Below are 22,672 nucleotides of genomic sequence, written 5' to 3' on the forward strand. Positions count from 1 at the left end.
GCCCGTCGGTTGGCAAGACTGCTCAATACATCAGCCGATCCGGCCGGATGTCACGCAGGATCGTGGTGGCGATCTCTTCGATCGACTTGTGCGTGGACGACAACCACGAGATACCCTCGCGCCGCATCATCGATTCGGCCGCAGCCACTTCTGCCCGACAGTTTTCGAGGCTGGCGTATTTGCTGCTCGGCCGCCGCTCGTGCCGAATCTCGGCCAGGCGGTCAGGAGCGATGGTCAGGCCAAAACACTTCTTCTTGTAGGGCTTGAGCATCGACGGCAGCACACCGCGATCAAAGTCTTCCGGTATCAGCGGCACGTTGGCCGCCTTCACGCCGTGCTGCATGGCCAGATACAGCGAGGTCGGCGTCTTGCCGCTGCGGCTCACGCCGATCAGCACCACGTCAGCCTCGGCCAAGCTGCGGCTGGACTGCCCGTCGTCGTGCTCGAGCGCGAAGTTGATGGCTTCGATGCGCTGGTTGTATTCGTTGTCCTTGGCCGGATCGCTGAACCGCCCGACGCGGTGGTTCGACTTGATGCCGAACTCGATTTCGAGCGGCTCGACGAAGGTCTTGAACATATCGAAGACCATGCCGCGCGAACCATCGACGACGATGCCCAGCGCTTCGGCATCGACCAGCGTGGTGAAGACGATGGGGCGCACGCCCTCGCGCTCGGCGGCAGCGTTGATCTCGCGCACGACCTGATGGGCCTTGTCAGCGGTGTCGACAAAGGGCCTCCGCACGTGGCGCGGCTTGATCGAGAACTGCGCCAGGATGGAATTTCCGAAGGTTTCGGCGGTGATGCCGGTGCCGTCCGAGACAAAAAACACGGTGCGATCGGTCATGTGGGCGCGCTGCTGCTGGGTTGTCGTTCGAGCCGGACATGATAGGCAATTCAGCCCCGCACCGATGCGGCAAGACTCCCTAGAATGACCACGATCAACGGTTGACCGAGCGCTGCGCAACAAGCACAACCAAAGCGCCCGCTCCAGGCACCGGCCCGTTTTTTTACATCAGGAGCTTTCATGTCTGACCGTTTCGACCCAGAGGCACTCGTCGTGCCCTTCGAACATTTGCGCATGACCGACGTCGAGTCGGTTGGCGGCAAGAACGCCAGCCTTGGCGAAATGATTTCGCAACTGGCCGCCTCGGGGGTGCGCGTGCCCGGCGGCTTTGCCACCACGGCCCACGCATTTCGCCAGTTTCTGGCGCACGGCGGCCTGACCGACAAGATCAACGCGCGCCTGGCCGCGCTCAATACCGACGACGTGCGTGCCCTGGCCGAGGCTGGCGCCGAGATCCGCTCGTGGGTCGAGCACGCGCCCTTCCCCGCCGACTTGGAAGCCGCCATCCGCGAAGCCTTCGCCAAGCTCATCGCCGGCAACCCGCAAGCCTCGTTCGCCGTGCGCTCGTCGGCCACCGCCGAAGACCTGCCCGACGCCTCGTTCGCCGGCCAGCAAGAGACCTTCCTGAACGTGGTCGGCATCGACGACGTGCTGCACAAGATCCGCGAGGTGTTCGCCTCGCTCTACAACGACCGCGCCATCTCCTACCGCGTCCACAAGGGCTTCGCCCACATGGGCGTGGCGCTGTCGGCGGGCATCCAGCGCATGGTGCGCTCCGACCTCGGCTCGGCCGGCGTGATGTTCACCATCGATACCGAATCGGGCTTCCAGGACGTGGTCTTCATCACGTCCAGCTACGGCCTGGGCGAAACCGTGGTGCAAGGCGCCGTCAACCCCGACGAGTTCTACGTGCACAAGCCGGCCCTGGCGGCGGGCAAGTTCCCGGTGATCCGCCGCGCGCTGGGCTCCAAGCTGATCAAGATGGAGTTCGCCACGCCGGACGAAAAAGCCGCCAGCGGCAAACTGGTCAAGACGGTCAACACCGCCCCCGAGCAGCGCAACCGTTACTCGCTCACCGATGGCGAAGTCACCGAGCTGGCCCACTACGCTGTCATCATCGAAAAACACTACGGCCGCCCGATGGACATCGAGTGGGGCAAGGACGGCATCGACGGCCACCTCTACATCCTGCAGGCCCGACCCGAGACGGTGAAGAGCCAGGCGCAAGGCAAATCCGAGCTGCGCTACAAGCTCAAGGGCGATCCCGGAAAGGCAAGCACCGTGCTGGCCGAAGGCCGCGCCATTGGCCAGAAGATCGGCACCGGCCCCGTGCGTATCGTGCATTCGCTGGCCGAGATGGACACCGTGCAGCCCGGCGACGTGCTGGTCACCGATATGACCGACCCGAACTGGGAGCCCGTGATGAAGCGCGCCAGCGCCATCGTCACCAACCGTGGCGGCCGCACCTGCCACGCGGCCATCATCGCGCGCGAGTTGGGTATTCCGGCGGTCGTCGGCTGCGGCAACGCCACCAGCGTGCTGAAGGACGGCGCGCTGGTCACCGTGGCCTGCTCCGAAGGCGACACCGGCCACATCTACGACGGTCTGCTCGAAACCGAGATCACCGAGGTCAAGCGCGGCGAGATGCCGCACATCGGCGTCAAGATCATGATGAACGTCGGCAACCCGCAACTGGCCTTCGACTTCGCGCAGATCCCGAACGGCGGCGTGGGCTTGGCGCGGCTCGAATTCATCATCAACAACAACATCGGCGTCCACCCCAAGGCCATCCTCGACTACCCCAACGTCGATGCCGACCTGAAAAAAGCCGTCGAATCCATCGCCCGCGGCCACGCTTCGCCACGCGCCTTCTACGTCGACAAGCTGACCGAAGGCATCGCCACCATTGGCGCCGCGTTCTGGCCCAAGCCGGTGATCGTGCGCCTGTCCGACTTCAAGTCGAACGAATACCGCAAGCTGATCGGCGGCTCGCGCTACGAGCCCGAGGAAGAAAACCCGATGCTGGGATTCCGCGGTGCGTCGCGCTACATCAGCCACGAATTCGGCGAAGCCTTCGAGATGGAATGCCAGGCGCTCAAGCGCGTGCGCCACGACATGGGCCTGACCAACGTCGAGATCATGGTGCCGTTCGTGCGGACGCTGAGCCAAGCCGAGCGCGTGACCAAGATGCTGGCGTCGCACGGCCTGAAGCGTGGCGAAAACGGTCTGCGCGTCATCATGATGTGCGAGGTTCCGAGCAACGCCATCCTGGCCGAGCAGTTCCTGGAGCACTTCGACGGCATGTCGATCGGCTCGAACGACCTCACCCAGCTCACCCTGGGTCTGGACCGCGACTCCGGCCTCGAATTGCTGGCCCGGGACTTCGACGAGCGCGACCCGGCTGTCAAGGCGCTGATCTCGCGCGCCATCGCGGCCTGCCGCGCCACGGGCAAGTACATCGGCATCTGCGGCCAGGGCCCCAGCGACCACCCCGACTTCGCCGAGTGGCTCACCGCCGAGGGCATCGTGTCCATTTCGCTGAACCCCGACACGGTGGTCGATACCTGGCAACGACTGGCCAACCAATGACCTGACCTCCCGTCCAGCTGTTGGCACGCGACTAGCCAGCAGCTGGGCGCATTCGGGGTCAGGCAAAAAGTCAAAGTCCGCGCTATAATCGCGGGCTTTTCGTTTGTTGGGTAAGCGGTTTTCTTTCGGAAGCCGCGAATTCAACGCCTTGCTGCTGTTGAGTCCGACGCTTCACAGCAGCTTCCACATCATGGAATCCACAAGGAGTCTTCTATGCGTCACTATGAAATCGTGCTGCTGATCCACCCGGATCAAAGCGAGCAGGTTCCGGCCATGCTGGAGCGTTACAAGAGCCTGATCACCACCGGTGGTGGCAAGGTTCACCGTATTGAAGATTGGGGCCGCCGTCAACTGGCTTACCTGATCAACAAGCTCGCCAAGGCTCACTACCTGCTGCTGAACATCGAGTGCTCGAAAGAGACGCTCGCCGAGCTGGAAACCGGCTTCCGCTTCAACGATGCCGTGCTGCGTCACCTGACCGTCCAGAAGTCGAAGGCTGAAACCGGCCCGTCGATCATCCTGAAGGCCGTTGAGCGCGAAGAAGCCCGCAAGGCCCAGCAAGAAGCTACTGCCTAAGGCGAGTGGCTCGCGCCATTTGCTGCTGAGCACCTCAACGACCGAGCGCGCCGATGAACCGACTGGTTCTGTCCGCGCAGATCGTCGAGCGCAAAGCAACGCGATACACCCCTGCGGGTCTGCCAGCCGTCGATCTCACGCTGCAACATCAGTCCGAGATCACTGAAAACAGTCAGGTTCGCAAAGTGTCCCTCGAACTGCGTGCCATCGGCATCGGCCTCATCGCCGATCAGTTGGCCAAATTGGCAGTCGGAGACTCGGCGGGTTTCGCAGGCTTTCTCAGCGCCCAGCGCAATGGCAAAGGCACCTTGTTTCACATCACCGAGTTTGAACGCTCCGCGCCTGCGGCCCCCACGGCAACGTCCTGAGCCCAGCCAACGAGCCCAACCAACGATTCATTGAGAGGTCAACATGCCTGCTCCCCGTTCCAAAAACGGCAAGTTTTCGAAAGATCGCAAGACCAAGCGCAACACGCAATCGCTGCTGTTCCGCCGCAAGCGCTTCTGCCGCTTCACCGTCGCTGGCGTTGAAGAAATCGACTACAAGGACATCGACACGCTGCGCGATTTCATCGCTGAAAACGGCAAGATCATCCCGGCTCGCCTCACCGGCACCCGCGCGATCTATCAACGTCAACTGTCGGTCGCCATCAAGCGTGCACGCTTCCTGGCCATGCTGCCATACAGCGACCAGCACAAGGCCTAAGCGGAGACACCAACATGCAAATCATCCTGCTCGAAAAAGTTGCCAACCTCGGCAATCTGGGCGACGTGGTCAAGGTCAAAGACGGCTACGCACGTAACTTCCTGATCCCCACGCGCCAGGCCCGTCGCGCCACCGAGGCTGCCATCAAGGAATTCGAGGCACGCCGCGCCGAGCTCGAAAAGGCCCAGGCCGAAAAGCTGGCCGCCGCTCAAGCTCTGGGCGAAAAGCTCAGCGGCAAGACTGTTTCGGTCACGCAAAAGGCTGGCGTGGACGGCCGCCTGTTCGGTTCGGTCACCAACTTCGACATTTCTGAAGCCCTCAAGGCTGCAGGCTTCGAGGTGGCCAAGCACCAGGTGCGTCTGCCGGTCGGTCCTTTGAAGATCACGGGCGATCACAGCGTTTCGCTGGCTTTGCACACCGACGTGGTCGTCGACGTGACGATCAACGTGGTCGGCGAGACCGACTGATCTGCCTGCGGATCAACGGGTCGCAAGCGACTCAACAAAGCCGGCTCAGGCCGGCTTTGTCGTTTCTGGACGGAGACTTGCTGCTGCACAAGTTGTCCCCACATTTACCCAGCATCTCCACGGTCTGTCCACAAGGTTGCCCACAGCCTCGTGCGGCATCCACACCTATCATCGCTTGATGGCTGCCCTGTTCCCCACTCCCCTTTCATCGCCTGGCAATATCGGCTTTGGCGCCGACGACATCGCTCGCCTGCGGGTACCACCGCACTCGATCGAGGGTGAATGCAGCGTTTTGGGCGGTTTGCTGCTTGACAACAGCGCCTGGGATCGCGCCAGCGATCTTCTGATCGAGAGCGACTTTTATCGTCACGAGCACCGACTGATCTTCACGTCGATCGCGGGGCTGATCAACGCCAGCAAGCCGGCCGACGTGATCACGGTGTTCGAGCATTTGCAGAACCTCGGAAAAGCCGAAGATGCCGGTGGCCTGGCTTATCTGAACGCCTTGGCGCAGAGCGTGCCGAGCGCGGCCAATATCCGCCGCTACGCCGAAATCGTGCGCGAGCGCGCCGTGCTGCGCAAGCTGGTGTCGGCCAGCGACGAGATCGCAACCAACGCCTTCAACCCTGAAGGCCGCACGGTGTCGCAGATTCTTGACGAGGCCGAGGCCAGCATCTTCAAGATCGGCGAGGAAGGCAGCCGCAACAAGCAGGGCTTTTTCGGCATGGACTCGCTGGTCGTGCAATTGCTCGACCGCGTGCAGGAACTCGCCGACAACGGCGCCGAGGAAGTCACCGGCGTGCGCACCGGTTTCTTCGACATGGACCGCATGACGGCGGGGCTGCAAAAGGGCGACCTGATCATCCTGGCCGCTCGGCCGTCGATGGGCAAGACTGCGTTCGCGCTGAACATCGGCGAGAACGTCGCAGTGAACGAAGGCCTGCCCGTGGCGGTGTTCTCGATGGAAATGGGCGCCTCGCAACTGGCCCTGCGGATGGTCGGCTCGCTGGGCCGCATCAATCAGCAGCGACTGCGCACCGGCGCGCTGCAAGACGAAGAATGGGGGCGACTGAGCGACGCGGTGGAACGACTCAAGTCGGCCAACATTTTCATCGACGAAACGCCCGCACTCTCACCCAACGAGTTGCGCGCTCGCTCGCGCCGCTTGGCGCGTCGTTTCGGCGGCACGCTGGGCCTGATCATCGTCGACTACCTGCAGCTGATGAGCGGCTCCAGCAGCAACGAAGAAAACCGCGCCACGGTGATCGGCGAAATCTCGCGCGGTCTCAAGGCACTGGCCAAGGAGCTGCAATGCCCGGTGATCGCGCTCTCGCAGTTGAACCGAAGCGTCGAGACCCGGCCGGACAAGCGCCCGATGATGAGCGATTTGCGCGAATCGGGCGCCATCGAACAGGATGCCGACGTCATCATGTTCATCTACCGCGACGAGTACTACAACAAAGAGAGCAAGGAAGAAGGCATCGCCGAGATCATCATCGGCAAGCAGCGTAACGGCCCGGTGGGCACGGTGAAGCTGGCCTTCTTGAAGCCCAACACGAAGTTCGAGAACCTCGCGCCGGGCAGCTACGGCGGCGAATATTGACCGGGCGTCCGGTCAATCAAGCTTCACCGCTGAGCAAGCAACTGCGCGGCATCAGCCACGCGAGCCACATTCTTGGGCGCCACCAGCATCGCGCTGGCTTGGGCACCCGGTGCACGCTCCAGCACGGCGTTGGCAACCTGATAAGCCCCGCGATCAAACGCCACGTTGGGCAGCGACAAGCTTTCGACGCTGAGCGAGGGCGCCAGATACGCGAAGTCTTCCGGTAGCAGCGGAGCCTCCTTGGGTTGAACCTCGGAGGCTTCGATCTTGACGAGGTAACTGCCGAGCCTGGCCGTGATTTCGTCACCCGATTTGAGACTGACCGGCGCATCGAAGTGCTGCCCGGCCACGTCGAGATTCACGCTCGACTCGACGACGCCCGCGTCGCGATGCACCTGGATTAGAACAACGCTGACGCCGCTGTCGACAAACGATTGACCTCTTCCGGCGTTGTCTCGCGACAGCACGAATTGCCGCAACTCGAGAGGGTTGCCTGCACCAACGCGCCCCTCGCCTTCGAGCATCGCCACGCCACGATGGAGCACCGTCACGCGATATTGCAAAGGCGCGGTGGCGGCGTCCGACTCGCTGGATGCGGCAACGGCTGGAATAGCCGAAAGCGCGCCCAGCGACCCCAGGGCAAACAAGGCGGGCTTGAGCATGATGCGGATCCCTTCGCGGACGAGGCGGCTGCGCGCCGATACCGATAGCCACGCTGACGCCTGGCCGACTCCGCGTTTTTCGATCAAAGTGCTTGAGCTCTTGAGTCGTCTCCCGATGCGCGGCGAGACTCGGATGTGACGAAATCGACACTTCAGATCGAACACGTCGCCAAGGGCCAACACGCGTCATGCGACGCTTCGGCTCCATTTGCCTAGAACGCAACAAGCACGACCACTCGGCCCCCCTCAAGCCACGATATGTCAAGCCATGATGCGACGAGCCTGCTAAATTAGAAAACCAGGCAGGAGTTCGCCTGCCCCATTCGTTTTGCAACCGCCAACAGGAGTTCATCTTGCGCCAACTCAAACTCACCGCTCTGGCCCTCGTCGCGTCTGCTCTGTCTGTTTGCACCGTCTCCGTTCAAGCCGCCGAGCCCGCAGCCCCCGCCGCGTCGGCTGCCGCCAGCGCCGAAATCAGTGGTGTCCATCAAGCCAAGGTCACGTCGCGTCTGGTCGCGGTGGACACGGCTGCTCGCCAGATCACGATCGACTTCCCGAAAGGGCAGCAAACGGTGATCGAAGTGGGCGACAGCGTGAAGAACCTGGACAAGTTCAAGGTCGGTTCCCTGACGCTGGTGCGCTATACCGATAGCCTGACCCTGACCCCTGGCGCCGCGTCGGGCGCCGTCAACACCGTGGTGATCGCGAATCCGATCGATCACATCGTGGTGCTGTCCGGCCCTACCGGCACGATGCGCGTGAAGGTGGCCGATGACGCCGGCTTCAAGGCTTTCAAGGCTGGCGACAAGGTCGGCGTGACCAGCACCAAGCGCATGGCCACCAATTTGTCGACCGTGACCCGCGCCAAGACCAAGGCTGATGCCGCACCTGCTGCGTCGGGCGCCAACTGAATCAGTTGACGCGCAGCTTGAAGCAGGCGTGATGCCTGCCTGAACCGCACGACCTGCTGCCCGGCCATCGATCTGTCGATGCCGGGCAGTCTTGTTTCTGGCGTTTTGCCACTACTTGGTCTTGCAGGTCGACAAGCCAAACGGCAGATAAGCCGGGCACCATCCCGCGAGCCCGGTGGCCAAGGGGACGAGCCCCAGCCATCCCCACAGCCCCACCACTCCGGTTGCCGCCAAGGCCACCAGCGCGGCCCCCACGCCGATACGGGCGATACGATCCAAGCCGCCAACGTTCACTTTCATGCCGTTCTCCTGCTGATCAACAACTGGTTGGCGGCCGCCGTTTCAGCGAGCCGCCTGCTTTCCGCCCATGGCCACGCCGCACATGCGGCTGTGCAGCACCCGCATCACCGCTGCCGCATCTTCACTGGTCAAGCGGTAGTAAATGTTTTTGCCTTCGCGACGGGTATCCACCAAGCCCGCCTGTCGCAACACCCCAAGTTGTTGCGACAGGGTGGGCTGTTGAATACCCAGATCAGCCTGCAAATCACCCACGCAGAACTCGCCTTGCGCCAGACGACACAACAACACCAGCCGATCAGGGTGCGCCAACACCTTCAGCAAGGCGCAGGCCTTTTCAGCAGACGATTGCAATGCCGCCAGATCAGGCGCCGGCAGGGCATTCAATGCAGGAGTGAAACGCTCAGACTTCATTGAAACACAATATATTTTTATATATATTGTTTGTCAATCCGATCACCCTTGCACCTCGTCGGAAAGTCAACCCGAGCAAGCAAATGACCACCCCAGCCCGCCCATCGTCGAACGAGGACACCGCGCAGTTCGTGTCGCTGTACCAGTCGCAGCAGAAGATCTACCCGCGCGCCGTGAAGGGTCGCTTCGTATCGTGGCGCTGGGCGATCGTGTGGTTGACGCAACTCGTTTTCTACGGGCTGCCATGGCTCGCATGGAACGGTCGGCAAGCCGTCTTGTTCGACCTGGGGGCTCGCCGCTTTTATATTTTTGGCGTGGTGTTCTACCCGCAGGACTTCATCTACCTGACCGCCCTGCTGGTGATTTCGGCGTATGCGCTGTTCTTATTCACGGCTGTGGCCGGACGGCTGTGGTGCGGCTACGCCTGCCCGCAAACCGTCTATTCCGAAATCTTCATGTGGGTGGAACGCAAATTCCAAGGGGACCGTGCCGCCCGCATGAAGCTCGACGCCAGCCCCTGGAGCCTTGCGCGTATCGGGCGCACGGGCGGCAAGCACGCCACCTGGGCCCTGATTGCCTTGTGGACGGGTTTCACGTTCGTCGGCTACTTCACGCCCATCCGCACGCTGGCAAACGAGGTGCAGGCGCTGGATCTGGGCACATGGGAAATCTTCTGGGTGCTGTTCTACGGCGCGTTCACCTACCTGAACGCCGGCTACATGCGCGAGCAGGTCTGCAAGTACATGTGCCCTTACGCCCGCTTCCAGAGCGCCATGTTCGACCGCGACACGCTCATCGTCAGCTATGACACCGAGCGGGGCGAGCCGCGAGGGTCCCGCTCGAAGAAGGCTGATCCGAAGCAGATGGGGCTGGGCTCGTGCATCGACTGCAACCTGTGCGTGCAGGTCTGCCCAACCGGCATCGACATCCGCAAGGGGCTGCAATACGAATGCATCGGCTGCGCGGCCTGCGTGGACGTGTGCGATGACGTGATGAGCAAGATGAACTACCCAAAGGGGCTCATCCGCTACGACACCGAAAACGGGCTGGAGCGACACCTCACGCGCGGTCAGCTCTTGCGCCGCGTGTTCCGCCCACGCGTGCTGGTGTACGGCTCGATCCTGCTGGCCATTTGCGTCGTGGCGGGCTACAGCATCTTTACCCGCCCGCCGTTCCGCGTTGATGTGATTCGCGATCGGGGGACGCTCGCCCGTCAGGTCGACGATGGCTACATCGAGAACATCTATCGCCTGCAGATCATGAACGCGTCCGAGAAGGCGCAGCACTACACCGTGTCGGCCGAGGGTCTGAGCGGCTTGAAGCTGAGCACGCCGGTGGCGGTGGACATTGCGCCGGTCGAATCGCATTGGGTGTCGGTGGCGCTGCGGGTGCCGCCCGAGACCGCCGGCACTGAAAAGCCTGGCGCGCACGAGGTGCATTTCGTGATCGAGCAGCAAGCGGCCGGGGCCGAGCAGGCCTACACGCTGCGCGAGAAGACCACCTTCATGCTGCCGCGCTGAGCGGCGACGGGCGAGTCAACCCGGCTCGCCCCAACGCATGGCGGCAAATGCCGCGATGAAGCGGTTCAGATCGGCGACGGGCAACTCGTCGATACCGGCGGCACGCGCCCGGCCACCGCCGCCAAATGCGCTACACAGTTTGTCCGACCCCATCGGAGCACTGAGCGGGGCGCGCACGCTGACCGCGTAGCTCGCGCCGGCGCTCGCGTGCACGCCCCCTGCCACGGCAGGCTCGCCAGCGGCCTGCGCCTTCAAGACCGCGTGGGCCTGGCCGGGCTGGGCATTGGCCAATTCGTTGGCCAGACACCCCAGCACTCGGCGTGCCCATGGTGCATCCGGCAGCACCAGCACCCGCCCTTGCGGGCCTTGCCAAGCCGGCGTCCAACCCATGGCCTGCCGCAGGTCGGCCTGGCGCAGTTCATCGATCTCGTCGACGATGCCTTCGCTGGCCAGCAAGTCGCGCGGGTCGCGGTGCGGCAGCATCAGTTTGAACAGCCAAGCCGGAGCGATGCACACATCGGCATCGCTGTCGCCGTAGGCGTTGTAATTGATCACCTCGCCAAGGCGCCGCAATTGCTGACAATCGTCCGCGCTGAAGCCGGACACCGCCGCCAGTTGGTCGGCCACGCGGGTCAGGTTGTCACCGTAGGCGCCGACCAGGGCCCAGGCCCGAAAGGCGCCTCCGAGATGGCGATCGACCAGCAAGCTGGTGCAGACGTCGCTGGCCCGATCGACGTGGGCTTCGAGCAAGGGGTGGCTGACCTTGTCGGGCGCCTGATGGTGATCGAAGTAGCGCACCCGCACACCAGCGGCGAGCAGGCGTTGCAACTCGGCGTGGTTGCGCAGCATCGAGATGTCGAACACGTTGACCTCGTCGCCACGCTGCGCCGGCACATGCTTCAGCAGCTCGATGTCGCGCTTGAGACCGGTCACCAGGGTGACCGGCGGGCCGCCGCCCTGGTCGCTTCGGTGTCGATGCAGGCGCCATTGCATCGCCGCGCACAAGCCGTCGGCATCGCCGTTGCACACGTCGAATGTCGCCATCACTTGCTCCTGTCCGAATGGGCATCCGGCCTCGGAGCGGCCAGCCATTTCGCGGCCAGCTGCTCAAGGCGGCCAGCCTCGTTCGGTTCGCTGGTGTTCGCGTCGAGCACGTCGGGCCACTCGTCGGCTTGCAGCGATTCGCCCTCGGCCAGTTGACGCCGCAACACCGCCACATCGGCTTCGGACGGGTCATCGCCCCGAGCACGGCGCGCTTGCACCCGCTCGGTCAACACAGCGGGCGGCGCATGGCAATGCAGCACCGCGAACGGTACACCGAGCTCGCGCGCCAGGGCACGAAATTCGTCGCGCTCGTGCCGCCGCAAGAAGGCTGCATCCACGATCACGCGCCAACCGCTGCGCAAGGCCAGCTCGGCTTGCTGGCGCAGATGCGCGTAGGTACGCCGGGTCATGTCCGGCTGGTAGATGCCGCCCGGCACCAGCGCGAACGAGTCGGCGTCGGCGGGCAAGCCGGCGAGTCGCTTGCGCTCAACGTCAGACCGCAGGCGCACCGCCTGAGCCTGCTCGATCAGGCCCGCCGCCCAGCGGCTCTTGCCTGAACCCGATACGCCGTGGGTGATGAGCAGGCGCGGGTCGGGCGGCTCGATCAGGCGCCGGGCCAGCCCCCAGTAGTCGGGGCCGGCGGCTGCCGCGCCGCCGCCCTGCTCTTGCATGCGCCCCACCAGCGCGCGCACCAGGGCACGGTAGACGAGGTAGAAGCGCAGGGTCGGCACACCCGCGTGGTCGCCGCTGTCGTCGAGATAGGCCGACAGGAATCGCCAAGCCCAACCTTCTCTGCGATGCGCCAACAGGTCCATCATCGTGAAGGCGATGTCGTTTTGCACGTCGATCCAGCGCAAGGCGGGGTCGAACTCGATGCAGTCGAAGGCGGTGATTTCGCCGTCCAGCCACACCGTGTTGGCGAGGTGCAGATCGCCGTGCCCTTCCACCACCTTGCCCTGCGCCTTGCGTTGCGCCCAGAGCGGACGCAGGGCAGCGGCTTGCTCGTGCAGCCAGACGCGCAGGCGATCACAAGCCGGATCGCTGGTCAGGCGCGCAAGGTTTTCGAGCGCTTGCATGGCGGCCCGCTCGATAACGACGGGTTCACCGTAAGGCGTTTCGGCGGCCGCCACGGCGGCGTGCCGATGAAATGCTGCCAGGCGACACGCCAGCTGATCGAGTTCGATGGGCTGCAATTGCCCGGCACGCAGCCGCTCCACCAGCAAAGCCCCGGGCGCGAACTGTCGCATCCGCAGGGCATATTCGATGACCGGCCCGCTGCCACCCACGCAAGGCTCGGCGGGCGTGCCGCCGATCGGCACCACGTCGAGATACAAGCCGGGGGCCAGGCGACTGTTCAAACGCAGCTCCTCCTCGCACCAATGCCGGCGCACGGCCAGATCGGTGGCATCGAGAAACGGCAAGCGCACGGGTTTCTTGATCTTCCAGGCTCGCTGCCCGTCGAGCAACACCCATGAGATGTGCGTCTCGATCACGGCGGCACCCCACCGAGCCTGCAGCGCAGCCACAAGCCGCGCCGCCCGCGTCAGGGCCGTCGTTTGATCGTCTGCCATGGCGCAGCCTCTCGATCCGCTACGGATTGCGCGCTGAAACCAACCAGGTCGAGCCACCCAACTCGACGCGGCCACCCGATGGCGCGCACGCCGCCAGGGCCCGCTCGACGGCATCGCGCACCTCCGGCAGGCAATGCTCCCCCACCTCGCGCACCAGGCGTCCGGTCGGGCCCACGCGCACAGCGTTCTCGGCCGCCAGCCGAGGCGATGCCCCCAGGTACACAGGCGCATCGAACCGCTGCACTTCGATCTGCGAAAAGCCAGCGTCCGACAAGATCGACCGCAGCCGGTTCTCGTCGGCAAACGAAAAGGGCCCGGGCGCATGAGGGTCGGTCGGCGCCGGGGTGATGCCCAAAGCCTGCCGCGCCGCCGACAACGGCGTCATCACCCAGTTGTTGTCGCGTGGCGCCCGCCAGCAGACGAACACGCAACGCCCGCCCGAGCGCAAGGCCCGTCGCAGGTGTCCGAACGCCACGGCAGGCTCGGCAAAGAACATCACGCCGAAACGCGAAAACAGCAGATCCACGTCGGCCGGCAACTCGGCGTCCGATGCGTCGGCCTCGCTGAAGGACAAGTGCGCCAGACCGGCCAGCTCCGCCCGCGCCTTTGCCACCTGCAACATCGGCTGAGATACATCCACACCGAGCACGCGCCCCGCAGGTGCCACGCTGCGAGCCAGCTCGATCGACGTGTCGCCGCAACCGCACCCCACATCGACAACCCGCTCGCCAGGCCGAGGCGCCGCCAGTTGCAGCGCCGCCGCGCCGAACGGCGCCACGATGCCTGCGGTCTCGCTCTGCAACTCGGCCCATCGCTGCCCCAGCACGCCGTTCCACTCGGCAATCTGATCCGTGTTTCCGACAGCCATGGAGCCACCCTTTCGGTTTGATGATGGAGAAGACATCTTGCCATCGTCGGTCGATCTCGCAAGGGCGGCCAGGCAACGCGGTCGAACATGCGGTAGATTGACAGATTCGCTGCGATGCAGCCCCGTATTTCAGGGAATATGACAAAACTCGCGCTGACAATTGATCTGCTGTGCATGGAAGCGCAGGCCTTCTCAGACTTGGAAAGCAAACACGCCGAACCGGCATTGTTCGGCGTGACGGATGGCAAGCCAGAAAATCTACGGCCCAGGCTATGGCCTGATCGTTTTCGTGTACGGCAAAGCGGACGATTCGTCGACCCGCTCGGCAACGCTGCGTATGACCGACACGGTCTTCGTGGAGCAGCAGCGCACGGCAGACTTCCAGATGACTCGCGGCCTGCGCCAGATCGTGGACAACGAGGGCAACGAGGAAGACTTGATGGCCTTCATGTCCGAAAAGAACCTTCCCGTTGACGACATCGAATTGAAAAACCTGGCCGAGGAAATCCTTCGGAACAAGCCTGAGCAAGGCTATTTGACGATCTCCAACGCCCTGCAATGGCGGCTGCAATACGGTCGCGCCATCGAGAAGGCAGGGGGCGAGTCCGGCCTTCGTTCAATCTACAAGAGCCCGCCGCTTTCCGTATGAGCATTGAGAAGAAGCGGCGTATCGAGTTCGGTGACTTCCAGACACCGGACGCCCTGGCCTTGCAGGTCTGCAATCACTTGCGCGCGCTCGGGCTGAGGCCAGATGTCGTCATCGAACCGACCTGCGGCGTTGGCGCTTTCGTGCTGGCTGCTGCGCATGCGTTCAACGATGCTCGACAAGTGTTGGGCTACGAGGTTAACGAGGCGCACCTTGACACGCTGCGCGGCAGACTCAGTGCCAGCCCGCATGAATCTCGCATCCAACTTGAACACGCAGACTTCTTCTCGATCGACTGGAAGGAACAAACGAAGACGCTTCCAGGCCGGCTGCTGATCGTTGGCAACTTCCCGTGGGTCACGAGCGCAACACAAGGCGCCATCGGTGGAACGAACCTACCCGAGAAGTCCAACTTCCTCGGCTTCAATGGGTTCGATGCGATCAGTGGGAAGGCGAACTTCGACATCTCGGAGTGGATGCTTCTGGACGTATTGCGCTGGCTCGCGCCTCGTGGTGGCGACGTGGCGATGTTGATCAAGACTGCCGTTGCGAGGAAGGTCTTGGCGCACGCAGAACGGCAGCAAATGCCCATCGCCGGCGCGCGGATCGTGGAGATCGACGCGAAGAAGCACTTCGGAGCATCCGTGGACGCCTGCCTGCTGGTGATCCGTCTTGATCCTGCGGCCGTGCCCTCGTATGACTACGCGGTGTTCTCCAGCCTTGAGGATCACCAGGGCCGGAAGGTAGGTCACCGCCATGGGCTCACGGTCAGCGACCTGAACACGTTCGAGGCCTGCTCCTTCCTCATCGGCCAGAGTCCGCAGAAATGGCGTTCAGGCGTGAAACACGACACCTCGGCGGTGATGGAATTCACCCGCTGCGCGACCGGCTACGAGAACGGTCTGGGTGAGATCGTCCAGCTCGAAGAAACCTGTTTGTTCCCGCTGATGAAGGGCTCCGATATCGGCGGCAACAAGGAGTGGCGCAGCAAGTTTGTATTGATCACGCAGCGCACGGTGGGCGCGGATACGAGTTCCATCAGGGAGCTTGCGCCCAAGACCTGGGCTTATCTGGAAGCGCACGCGGAGCAACTCGACGCACGCGGCAGCACGATCTACGCAAAGAACCCACGCTTCTCGATCTTCGGGGTAGGCGACTACGCTTTCAGACCGTGGCGCATAGCCATCTGCGGTCTATACAAGGCCATCAGATTCCGGCTCGTTGCACCGATTGACGGTCGGCCCGTGATGTTCGATGACACGGTGTATTACCTGTCCTTCGACACCGAGGACGAAGCTCGCCAGACACTGACCGCGCTCGAAAGCGAGCAAGCAAGAGGGCTTTTGTCATCGCTGATCTTCTGGGACGAGAAGCGCCCGATCAAGACCGGCATCCTGAATGTCTTGGACTGGTCGCGGCTACTCACCGATACACCGATGCAAGCAACGTTGATCTAGGCAACAAAGCCGGAAGCGCGTTGCCAGTCCGTTTGTCCGCGCAGCCCCCCCCCCCTTGCTCCCGATTACATGCGGTTGCCCGCGGACACCGCTGGAATGGAAAAAGCCCTAGAGCGTTGGTCTCTAGGGCTTTTGGACTTTGCCGGATTGCGCCGGACTTCAAAGTGGCGGAGAGAGCGGGATTCGAACCCGCGGTGGGCTATTAACCCACACACGCTTTCCAGGCGTGCGACTTAAACCGCTCATCCATCTCTCCGGAGCCGGCGATTGTAGCCCAGCCTGAGTGGCGACAGCGATTCAGTTGGTCGATACGCGCACGCCGCCGCGATACACGTACAGCGTCATCGCCGGGTTCTTCAGCTCGCCATTTGGCTCGAACTGAACGTGGGCCGACACGCCTTCGTAGTCGGTGTCGAACAGCTTGGCGGCGTACACCGCCGGGTTGGTGGACTTGGCACGCTTCATGGCGTCGACCAGCACCATCGTGGCGTCGTACGCGTAGGCCGAGTAGATCTGGAACTGGCCGGGGTACTTGGCGTCGTAGCGCTTCTTCCACTCGACGCCCTGCGCGCGCTTGTCGAGCGCCGCGCCGCCAACCGCGCACACCACGTTTTCAATGGTCTTGACGTTGGCCGCGAGCTTGGGCAGCTCGGCCGTGCACACGCCGTCGCCGCCGAACAGGTAGACCTTGCCCAGCCCCAGTTGCTGCATCTGGCGCAGCATCGGGCCGGCTTGCGGGCCCATGCCGCCGAAGAAGATGCCGTCCGGCTTCTTGCCCTTGATGGCGGTCAGGATGGACATGAAATCGGTGGCCTTGTCGTTGGTGGCCTGTTGATCAACGATCTCGACACCGTTGGCCAAGGCCGTCTTCTTGAAGACCTCGGCGATGCCCGTGCCGTAAGCGGTGCGGTCGTCGATGATGGCGATGCGCTTGAGTTTGAGTTGCTTGGCAGCGTGGTTGGCCAGCCCGGCCCCGAGCGCGTTGTCGTTGGCCAGCAGACGGAAAACGGTTTTGTAGCCGAGCTGGGTCAACTCGGGGTTGGTGGCCGACGGGGTGACCTGCGGCACGCCGCATTTGTTGTAGATCTTGGCCGCCGGGATGGTGGTGCCGGAGTTGAGATGCCCGACCACGCCGTTGACCTTGGCGTCGCACAGCTTTTGCGCCGCAGCCGTGCCCTGCTTGGGGTCGGCCGCGTCGTCTTCGGCGACGAGCTCGAGCTTGATCTTCTTGCCACCGATCGTCACGCCCTGGGCGTTCAGATCTTCAACAGCCATGCGGGCGCCGTTCTCGTTGTCTTTGCCAAAGCTCGCCTGGGGGCCGGACAGCGGCGCCACGTGGCCGATCTTGACCACCTCCTGCGCCGATGCCTCCGCCCCCAGCAAGGTCAGACAGGCGAGCACCAGGGGGCCGCGCATGCTTTTCAGTCGAGTCGATGCCATGTTGTTCCTCGTGGATGAATGTGAAGGTGCCGACGCGCCTCGATGCGCCCGGCTCACTTGGGTCGATGCCGGCCCAGCTCTTGCGCCACCGCTCGCGCGACCACGTCGCGCAGCGTTGCGGCGAGGTCCTCTCGGGCTTCCTTGATGAGCGTGTCGCACAGTCGCGCCAGAATCGGATTGAGCGCTTCGCGCAGGCGATATTCGAGCATCAGATCGGTGCGACGCTGCAATTCGGCCAGCACGTTGTGGACGATCTGCTCTTCGTGGTCGGCGTCGAGCATCGGCGCGGCGCCTGCCGCCTGGGCAGGCAGAGCCGATGGTTCGGCCGCGTTGACCACCGCGCCACCCGACGCAGCCAGCAAGAAAGCCGGAACATCTTCGGTGACAACAGCCGCAACGGTCGGCTGGGGCTCGAACCGCGCCGCCGGTTCTGCAGGCGACTCGGCCGGCGCAGCTTCGGCCACCAGATGCAAAGCGGGTTCGGCAGGCAGCCCGATCGTCGCCGGCCCGCTCAAAGGCGATTCGATCCGGTCAACTGCGAGAACTACCGGGGGTGGCGTCTGCGGCTCGGGTAGCTCGGGCACCAGATCGCCGACCACCAGCGCGTCGCGAAACTCGACTACCTCGGTGAGGGTCGGCACAAAGCGCGGCGGCATGCGAGTGCTGCTCATGCCGGCACCTCGAATTTCTCGATCGACCACCCCTCGGCCGCGTATTGCTTCCAGCGGCCGCGAGCCCGCTGGCGGTCGGCCTCGTCGGTGGACACGATCTCGATCAGGCGCTCGAAGGCTTCGCCGCCCTCGGGCGACGTGCCGCCCAAGTTGATCAGCACGTCGCAATCGGGCGCCGCGCGGGCCTGGTCAGCCAGCCACAGCGGCGTGGGCCGCATGCGCTCGGTAACCTCGGTCGACTTGAGTCGCACATGCGGGATGAAGTCTTGCGGATCGAACTCCCACAGGCGGCGGGTGAGCTGATCGAGTTGCGTCGGCTCGCCGACCACCACCGCGCGCTTGCCGCTGCGGTAGACCTTGCGCAGCAAGCGGCAGGTGTAGCCCAGCTTGTCGGGCACGTTGAAATGAAAAGCGACAGCGGTCATGCGATGAACGACGAAACTTCCGCCCCCCGTCAGGCGCGGGCGCGGCTGCTTGCCGCCTTCTTGGCTGCAGGTTTGGCCGCGGCCTTGGTGGTCTTGCCGGCTTTGCTCGACGCCGCCCGCTGCGCAGGCTTGCCAGCATCGGCCTGCGACAGCACGAAGTGCGTGAGCAAAGGCACCGGCCGCCCCGTACCGCCCTTGGCCGCGCCCGACTTCCAGGCCGTGCCGGCAATGTCGAGGTGCGCCCAGCGGTAGGCCTTGGTGAATTTCTTCAAGAAGCTCGCCGCCGTGACCGAGCCCGCCGAGCGCCCGGCGATGTTGCCCATGTCGGCGAAATTGCTCTTCAGCCCCTCTTCGTATTCATCGTCGAGCGGCATGCGCCAGGCGGTGTCGAGCGACTCCTGCCCCGCCTTCAGCAGAGCTCCGGCGAGTTCGTCATCGGGGCTGAACAAGCCCGAATGGATGTGCCCCAGCGCGATGATGCACGCGCCGGTGAGCGTGGCGATGTCGACCACCGCGGCCGGCTTGAAGCGCTCGGCGTAGGTCAGTGCATCACACAAGATCAGGCGCCCTTCGGCATCGGTGTTGAGCACCTCGATGGTCTGGCCCGACATGCTGGTGACCACATCGCCCGGCTTGGTGGCGCGACCGCTGGGCATGTTCTCGGTGGCCGGGATCAGCCCGATCAGGTTGACCTTGGGGCGCAGTTCGGCAACGGCACGGAAGGTGCCCAGCACGCTGGCCGCGCCGCCCATGTCGAACTTCATCTCGTCCATCTCGGCGCCCGGCTTGAGCGAGATGCCACCGGTGTCGAACGTGACGCCCTTGCCCACCAGCACGATGGGCGCCTGGCTCTTGGCTGCCCCTTCGTAGCGCAGGATGATGAAGCGCGGCGGCTCATCAGAACCCTGCGCCACCGACAGGAACGAACCCATGCCGAGTTTTTCGATGGCAGCGCGGTCGAGCACCTCGACCTTGAAATGCTGATCCTTGCCCAGCTGGCGGGCTACCTCGGCCAGCAGACGCGGCGTGCAATGGTTGGCCGGACGGTTGGCCTGCTCGCGAGCCAGCGTCACGCCGGCCGCGATGGCCCGACCGCGTAGCAGACCGGCATGCACCGCGTCGCCATCGGCCAGAGGCGCGGCCACGGACACCCGACGCCAATCGACCGCCTTCGGAGCGCTCGGCTTGGTGTGCGTGTAAACGTAGAGGGCATCGCCCACGGCCGTGGCCAGCGCCTCGGCTTGCGCGGCCGTCCACGGGCCGAGTCCGACCGACGCCACATGCACATGCTTGGCCCCGGTCTCTTTCAAGCTGGACAAGCCCTTGGCCACCGCCGCGCGAAATGCCTTGGGCGACGCATTGGCCGCCACCGCGATGACCACGCGGTCGGCTTGCACCCCGGCGGGACGATGCAGGTAGAGCACGCGCCCGGCCTTGGCGGCCACGTCGCCTTCCTTGAGGGCATCGAGCAACACGGTCTTGAGCGCGGCCGGCAGCGGCACGCCTTTGAAATCGGGGGCCTCGGCGCTCACCAACACCAACAGGGCGTCGGTATCGAGTTGCGCAAGGTCTTCAGGAGCAATGGTTTGGTGGCGGAAGTCCATAATTCGGCGGTTTCCTGATTGGGCACCTTGATCGGGGCGCACGACTCACGACGAGTGCGCCGCTTGTTGAGGTCAAGCAAGGTCAATTCCTCGGCGATGTTATTCGATTCCTCCGTTCGCAAAGAGCTGGCTCGCAGCTTCGGCGCCACCCTGGTGGTGCTGCTCACCATCGTGCTGACAATGCTGTTGATCCGCATGCTGGGCTTGGCCGCCAAGGGCTCGGTCGCCGCGAGCGACGTGACGCTGCTGCTGGGCTACACGGTGATCGCGCAGCTGCCCATGCTGCTCAACCTGTCGCTGTTCGTCTCGGTGGTGTCGGCGCTCAGCCGCATGTACCGCGAGAGCGAGATGGTGGTGTGGTTCGCCAGCGGCGTGAGGCTGCGCGATTTCGTCCGGCCGGTGCTGCGTCTGAGCTGGCCCGTGTTCTTCGGCATGCTGGCCGTGGTGGCGCTGGTGCGGCCTTGGGCGCAGTCGCAAAGCGCCGAATTGAAAGACCGCTACGAGCGGCGTTCCGACCTGTCGCGCGTGGCCGCCGGGCAGTTTCAAACCTCGCGCAGCGGCAACCGCGTGTTCTTCATCGACCGCGAAACGCAGCAGTCGCAGCTCGGCCGCAATGTGTTCATCCTGTCGCGCGACAAGGGCGAAGAGTCTGTCACCACCGCGCAGTCTGGCCACATCGTCTACGAACAAGGCAAGCGCCTGCTGGTGCTCGACCGCGGCCAGCGCGTGGTGATCAACGACAAGACGCAAGAGAAGCTGGTCTCGCGCTTCGACGAAGCCCGCATCGCGGCGGGCGACGGCACCCAGACTGGCCTGGGCGAGCGCCCGCCGGCGGCCCGCACCACCTTCGACCTGCTGACCGACGACACCAACGTGGCGCGCGGCGAACTGGTCTGGCGCGTCGGGCAGGTCTTCACCACGCTCAACTTGCTGCTGCTCGGCGTGTGCCTGGCGGCCGGCAACCCGCGCCGTGGCGGCAACTGGAACCTGATCTCCGCGCTGCTGGCCTTTGTCGTCTACTTCAACCTGCTCAACCTGAGCCAGGCCTGGGTGGCATCGGGCAAGTTCCGCGCGGCCCCGACGCTGGTGAGCGTTCACGGCATCATCTTCACGCTGGCGCTGCTCTGGATCTGGTGGCGCGACGGTGGTTCGGCCTCGTGGCCGCGCCTGCGTCTGGCGCGCTGACCGCAGCGCCGCCCCCTCCGTTTATCGCACCCGCACACCATGCGCACCGTTCGCCGACTGCTCTATACCGAAATCATCCAGGCCGTGGTCTTCGTGGCGGTCGCCTTCCTGGCGCTGTTCTATTTCATCGACCTGGTCGAAGAACTGCAGGACGTGGGGCGCAATGGCTACCGCCTGCAGCATGCGGTGCTGCAATGCCTGCTGGCGCTGCCCGGGCATTTGTACGATCTGTTTCCGATCGCGCTGTTGATCGGTGCCACCTACGCCATGGCGCAGTTCGCGCAGTCGTCCGAATTCACGATTCTGCGCACGGGCGGGCTCGGCCCCGTGCGGGCCCTGTCGTTGCTCGCCACCCTGGGCGTGGCCGCCGGCCTGCTGACCTTCGTGATCGGCGACACCCTGGTGCCGCTGGCCGAGCAGCAAGGCAGCGTGCTGCACGCGCAGTTTCACGAAGGCGCGGCCTTGCGTGGTGGCGCCTGGCTGCGCGACTCGTTGCGCACGCCTGAAGGTGAGCGCACCTACGCCGTCAACGTGGGCCGCGCCAGCGACACCAACGAGTTCAACGACATCGTCATCTATGAGTTCGACGACCGCGGGCACCTGCTGGCCCGCACCCGCGCCGAACGCGCCACCGTGGAAGGCAACGGCAACTGGCTGATGCAGGGCGTGCGCCGCAACCGCTTCGTGCACGATGCCGGCAGCGACCAGGGCAAGGCTGTCGACGAGCAACTTACCACCCTCGCCTGGCACAGCAAGCTCACCGCCAGCGTGGTGGCGGCGGCCGTGCTGCCGCTCAAGACGATGTCGACGCGCGCGCTCTACGCCTACAAGAACCACCTGTCGGCCCACGAGCAGGCGGGGCAGCTCTACGAGATTCAGTTCTGGAAGAAGGCGCTCTACCCCCTGGCCTGCCTGGTGATGATGAGCCTGGCCCTGCCGTTCGCCTACCTGCATGCCCGCAGCGGCGGCATCAGCCTGCGGGTGTTCATCGGCATCATGCTGGGCATCAGCTTCGTGCTGGTCAACAATGTGTCCAGCCATCTGGGCTTGCTGCAAGGCTGGATGCCCTGGCTGGCCGCCGCGATGCCCAGCCTGGTCTACATGCTGTTGTCGCTGGCCGCGTTCACGTGGCTGGTGCGCTATCGCTGAGCTAGCGAATCCCCCCCAAAACCG

General features: G+C 64.2%; 23 protein-coding genes and 1 tRNA gene. 12 read left to right on the forward strand and 12 right to left on the reverse strand.

The window, feature by feature from the left end:
- Positions 1–22: 22 nt before the first annotated feature.
- Complete coding sequence (locus ACE3SS_RS02030; RefSeq protein ID WP_374590748.1) at positions 23–844, reverse strand: pyruvate, water dikinase regulatory protein; 822 nt, start codon at positions 842–844, stop codon at positions 23–25.
- 180 nt (positions 845–1,024) lie between these two features.
- Here ACE3SS_RS02030 and ppsA point away from each other — a divergent pair, with 180 nt between their 5' ends.
- The 6 genes from ppsA to dnaB all read left to right on the forward strand — a co-directional run bounded on the left by ppsA (position 1,025) and on the right by dnaB (position 6,784).
- Positions 1,025–3,433, forward strand: coding sequence for a phosphoenolpyruvate synthase (gene ppsA, locus ACE3SS_RS02035; RefSeq protein WP_374590750.1), 2,409 nt, complete (start codon positions 1,025–1,027; stop codon positions 3,431–3,433).
- Between the two features lie 213 nt (positions 3,434–3,646).
- Entirely contained in the window at positions 3,647–4,009 is a 363-nt protein-coding gene (gene rpsF / locus ACE3SS_RS02040) for a 30S ribosomal protein S6 (RefSeq protein ID WP_374590752.1), read from the forward strand.
- A 53-nt stretch (positions 4,010–4,062) separates the two neighbouring features.
- Positions 4,063–4,377 (forward strand): primosomal replication protein N, encoded by a 315-nt coding sequence (gene priB / locus ACE3SS_RS02045; RefSeq protein ID WP_374590754.1) that lies wholly within the window; start codon positions 4,063–4,065, stop codon positions 4,375–4,377.
- A 43-nt stretch (positions 4,378–4,420) separates the two neighbouring features.
- On the forward strand, positions 4,421–4,714 hold the full coding sequence (rpsR, locus tag ACE3SS_RS02050) for a 30S ribosomal protein S18 (RefSeq protein WP_374590756.1): 294 nt from the start codon (positions 4,421–4,423) through the stop codon (positions 4,712–4,714).
- Positions 4,715–4,728: 14 nt separating this feature from the next.
- Complete coding sequence (gene rplI / locus ACE3SS_RS02055) at positions 4,729–5,181, forward strand: 50S ribosomal protein L9 (RefSeq protein ID WP_374590758.1); 453 nt, start codon at positions 4,729–4,731, stop codon at positions 5,179–5,181.
- A 178-nt stretch (positions 5,182–5,359) separates the two neighbouring features.
- Positions 5,360–6,784: a replicative DNA helicase gene (dnaB, locus tag ACE3SS_RS02060; RefSeq protein ID WP_374590760.1), complete on the forward strand. Its 1,425-nt coding sequence runs from the start codon at positions 5,360–5,362 to the stop codon at positions 6,782–6,784.
- Between the two features lie 23 nt (positions 6,785–6,807).
- On the opposite strand, the gene ACE3SS_RS02065 is transcribed toward dnaB, so the two are convergent.
- Positions 6,808–7,446, reverse strand: a complete 639-nt coding sequence (locus ACE3SS_RS02065; protein WP_374590762.1) for a hypothetical protein — start codon at positions 7,444–7,446, stop codon at positions 6,808–6,810.
- Between the two features lie 353 nt (positions 7,447–7,799).
- On the opposite strand from ACE3SS_RS02065, the gene ACE3SS_RS02070 reads away from it, so the two are divergent.
- Positions 7,800–8,357 carry a hypothetical protein gene (locus tag ACE3SS_RS02070; RefSeq protein ID WP_374590764.1) on the forward strand — a complete coding sequence of 186 codons (558 nt, stop codon included), beginning with the start codon at positions 7,800–7,802 and terminating at the stop codon, positions 8,355–8,357.
- A gap of 111 nt (positions 8,358–8,468) precedes the next feature.
- Here ACE3SS_RS02070 and ACE3SS_RS02075 read toward each other — a convergent pair whose 3' ends face one another.
- Positions 8,469–8,657: a DUF2892 domain-containing protein gene (locus ACE3SS_RS02075; RefSeq protein ID WP_374590766.1), complete on the reverse strand. Its 189-nt coding sequence runs from the start codon at positions 8,655–8,657 to the stop codon at positions 8,469–8,471.
- A 42-nt stretch (positions 8,658–8,699) separates the two neighbouring features.
- Positions 8,700–9,041, reverse strand: a complete 342-nt coding sequence (locus ACE3SS_RS02080; protein WP_374590846.1) for a metalloregulator ArsR/SmtB family transcription factor — start codon at positions 9,039–9,041, stop codon at positions 8,700–8,702.
- A gap of 110 nt (positions 9,042–9,151) precedes the next feature.
- Here ACE3SS_RS02080 and ccoG point away from each other — a divergent pair, with 110 nt between their 5' ends.
- Positions 9,152–10,588: a cytochrome c oxidase accessory protein CcoG gene (gene ccoG, locus ACE3SS_RS02085; RefSeq protein ID WP_374590768.1), complete on the forward strand. Its 1,437-nt coding sequence runs from the start codon at positions 9,152–9,154 to the stop codon at positions 10,586–10,588.
- 15 nt (positions 10,589–10,603) lie between these two features.
- Here the strand turns inward: ccoG and ACE3SS_RS02090 are convergent, their stop codons facing one another.
- The 3 genes from ACE3SS_RS02090 to ACE3SS_RS02100 are packed head-to-tail and all read right to left on the reverse strand — an operon-like array spanning position 10,604 to position 14,071.
- Positions 10,604–11,632: a hypothetical protein gene (locus tag ACE3SS_RS02090; RefSeq protein ID WP_374590770.1), complete on the reverse strand. Its 1,029-nt coding sequence runs from the start codon at positions 11,630–11,632 to the stop codon at positions 10,604–10,606.
- Positions 11,632–13,203 (reverse strand): AAA family ATPase, encoded by a 1,572-nt coding sequence (locus tag ACE3SS_RS02095; protein ID WP_374590772.1) that lies wholly within the window; start codon positions 13,201–13,203, stop codon positions 11,632–11,634. Before ACE3SS_RS02095 ends, ACE3SS_RS02090 begins: the two co-directional genes overlap by 1 nt.
- 19 nt (positions 13,204–13,222) lie before the next feature.
- Positions 13,223–14,071, reverse strand: a complete 849-nt coding sequence (locus ACE3SS_RS02100; protein ID WP_374590774.1) for a class I SAM-dependent methyltransferase — start codon at positions 14,069–14,071, stop codon at positions 13,223–13,225.
- Between the two features lie 241 nt (positions 14,072–14,312).
- Here ACE3SS_RS02100 and ACE3SS_RS02105 point away from each other — a divergent pair, with 241 nt between their 5' ends.
- Together ACE3SS_RS02105 and ACE3SS_RS02110 are read left to right on the forward strand one after the other, a co-directional pair.
- Positions 14,313–14,720: a hypothetical protein gene (locus ACE3SS_RS02105; RefSeq protein ID WP_374590776.1), complete on the forward strand. Its 408-nt coding sequence runs from the start codon at positions 14,313–14,315 to the stop codon at positions 14,718–14,720.
- On the forward strand, positions 14,717–16,174 hold the full coding sequence (locus ACE3SS_RS02110) for a hypothetical protein (RefSeq protein WP_374590778.1): 1,458 nt from the start codon (positions 14,717–14,719) through the stop codon (positions 16,172–16,174). Before ACE3SS_RS02105 ends, ACE3SS_RS02110 begins: the two co-directional genes overlap by 4 nt.
- Before the next feature lie 165 nt (positions 16,175–16,339).
- Here the strand turns inward: ACE3SS_RS02110 and ACE3SS_RS02115 are convergent.
- The 5 genes from ACE3SS_RS02115 to ACE3SS_RS02135 form a co-directional block, all read right to left on the reverse strand.
- Positions 16,340–16,430: transfer RNA gene (locus ACE3SS_RS02115), tRNA-Ser, on the reverse strand.
- A gap of 41 nt (positions 16,431–16,471) precedes the next feature.
- Positions 16,472–17,590 (reverse strand): branched-chain amino acid ABC transporter substrate-binding protein, encoded by a 1,119-nt coding sequence (locus tag ACE3SS_RS02120; protein ID WP_374590847.1) that lies wholly within the window; start codon positions 17,588–17,590, stop codon positions 16,472–16,474.
- Between the two features lie 77 nt (positions 17,591–17,667).
- Positions 17,668–18,285 carry a hypothetical protein gene (locus ACE3SS_RS02125; protein WP_374590780.1) on the reverse strand — a complete coding sequence of 206 codons (618 nt, stop codon included), beginning with the start codon at positions 18,283–18,285 and terminating at the stop codon, positions 17,668–17,670.
- A complete protein-coding gene (locus ACE3SS_RS02130; RefSeq protein ID WP_374590782.1) occupies positions 18,282–18,710 on the reverse strand; it encodes a DNA polymerase III subunit chi in 429 nt (142 codons plus the stop codon). The genes ACE3SS_RS02125 and ACE3SS_RS02130 overlap by 4 nt, the downstream gene beginning before the upstream one ends.
- 29 nt (positions 18,711–18,739) lie before the next feature.
- Positions 18,740–20,314 carry a leucyl aminopeptidase gene (locus ACE3SS_RS02135; RefSeq protein WP_374590784.1) on the reverse strand — a complete coding sequence of 525 codons (1,575 nt, stop codon included), beginning with the start codon at positions 20,312–20,314 and terminating at the stop codon, positions 18,740–18,742.
- A 96-nt stretch (positions 20,315–20,410) separates the two neighbouring features.
- Here ACE3SS_RS02135 and lptF point away from each other — a divergent pair, with 96 nt between their 5' ends.
- Together lptF and lptG are read left to right on the forward strand one after the other, a co-directional pair.
- The gene (gene lptF, locus ACE3SS_RS02140; protein WP_374590786.1) at positions 20,411–21,499 is read left to right on the forward strand and encodes an LPS export ABC transporter permease LptF; all 1,089 of its coding nucleotides are present in this window, start codon (positions 20,411–20,413) and stop codon (positions 21,497–21,499) included.
- Between the two features lie 39 nt (positions 21,500–21,538).
- The gene (lptG, locus tag ACE3SS_RS02145; protein ID WP_374590788.1) at positions 21,539–22,648 is read left to right on the forward strand and encodes an LPS export ABC transporter permease LptG; all 1,110 of its coding nucleotides are present in this window, start codon (positions 21,539–21,541) and stop codon (positions 22,646–22,648) included.
- Positions 22,649–22,672 lie beyond the last annotated feature (24 nt).

The organism is Aquabacterium sp. (genome assembly GCF_041915145.1).
Taxonomy (GTDB): domain Bacteria; phylum Pseudomonadota; class Gammaproteobacteria; order Burkholderiales; family Burkholderiaceae_C; genus Aquabacterium.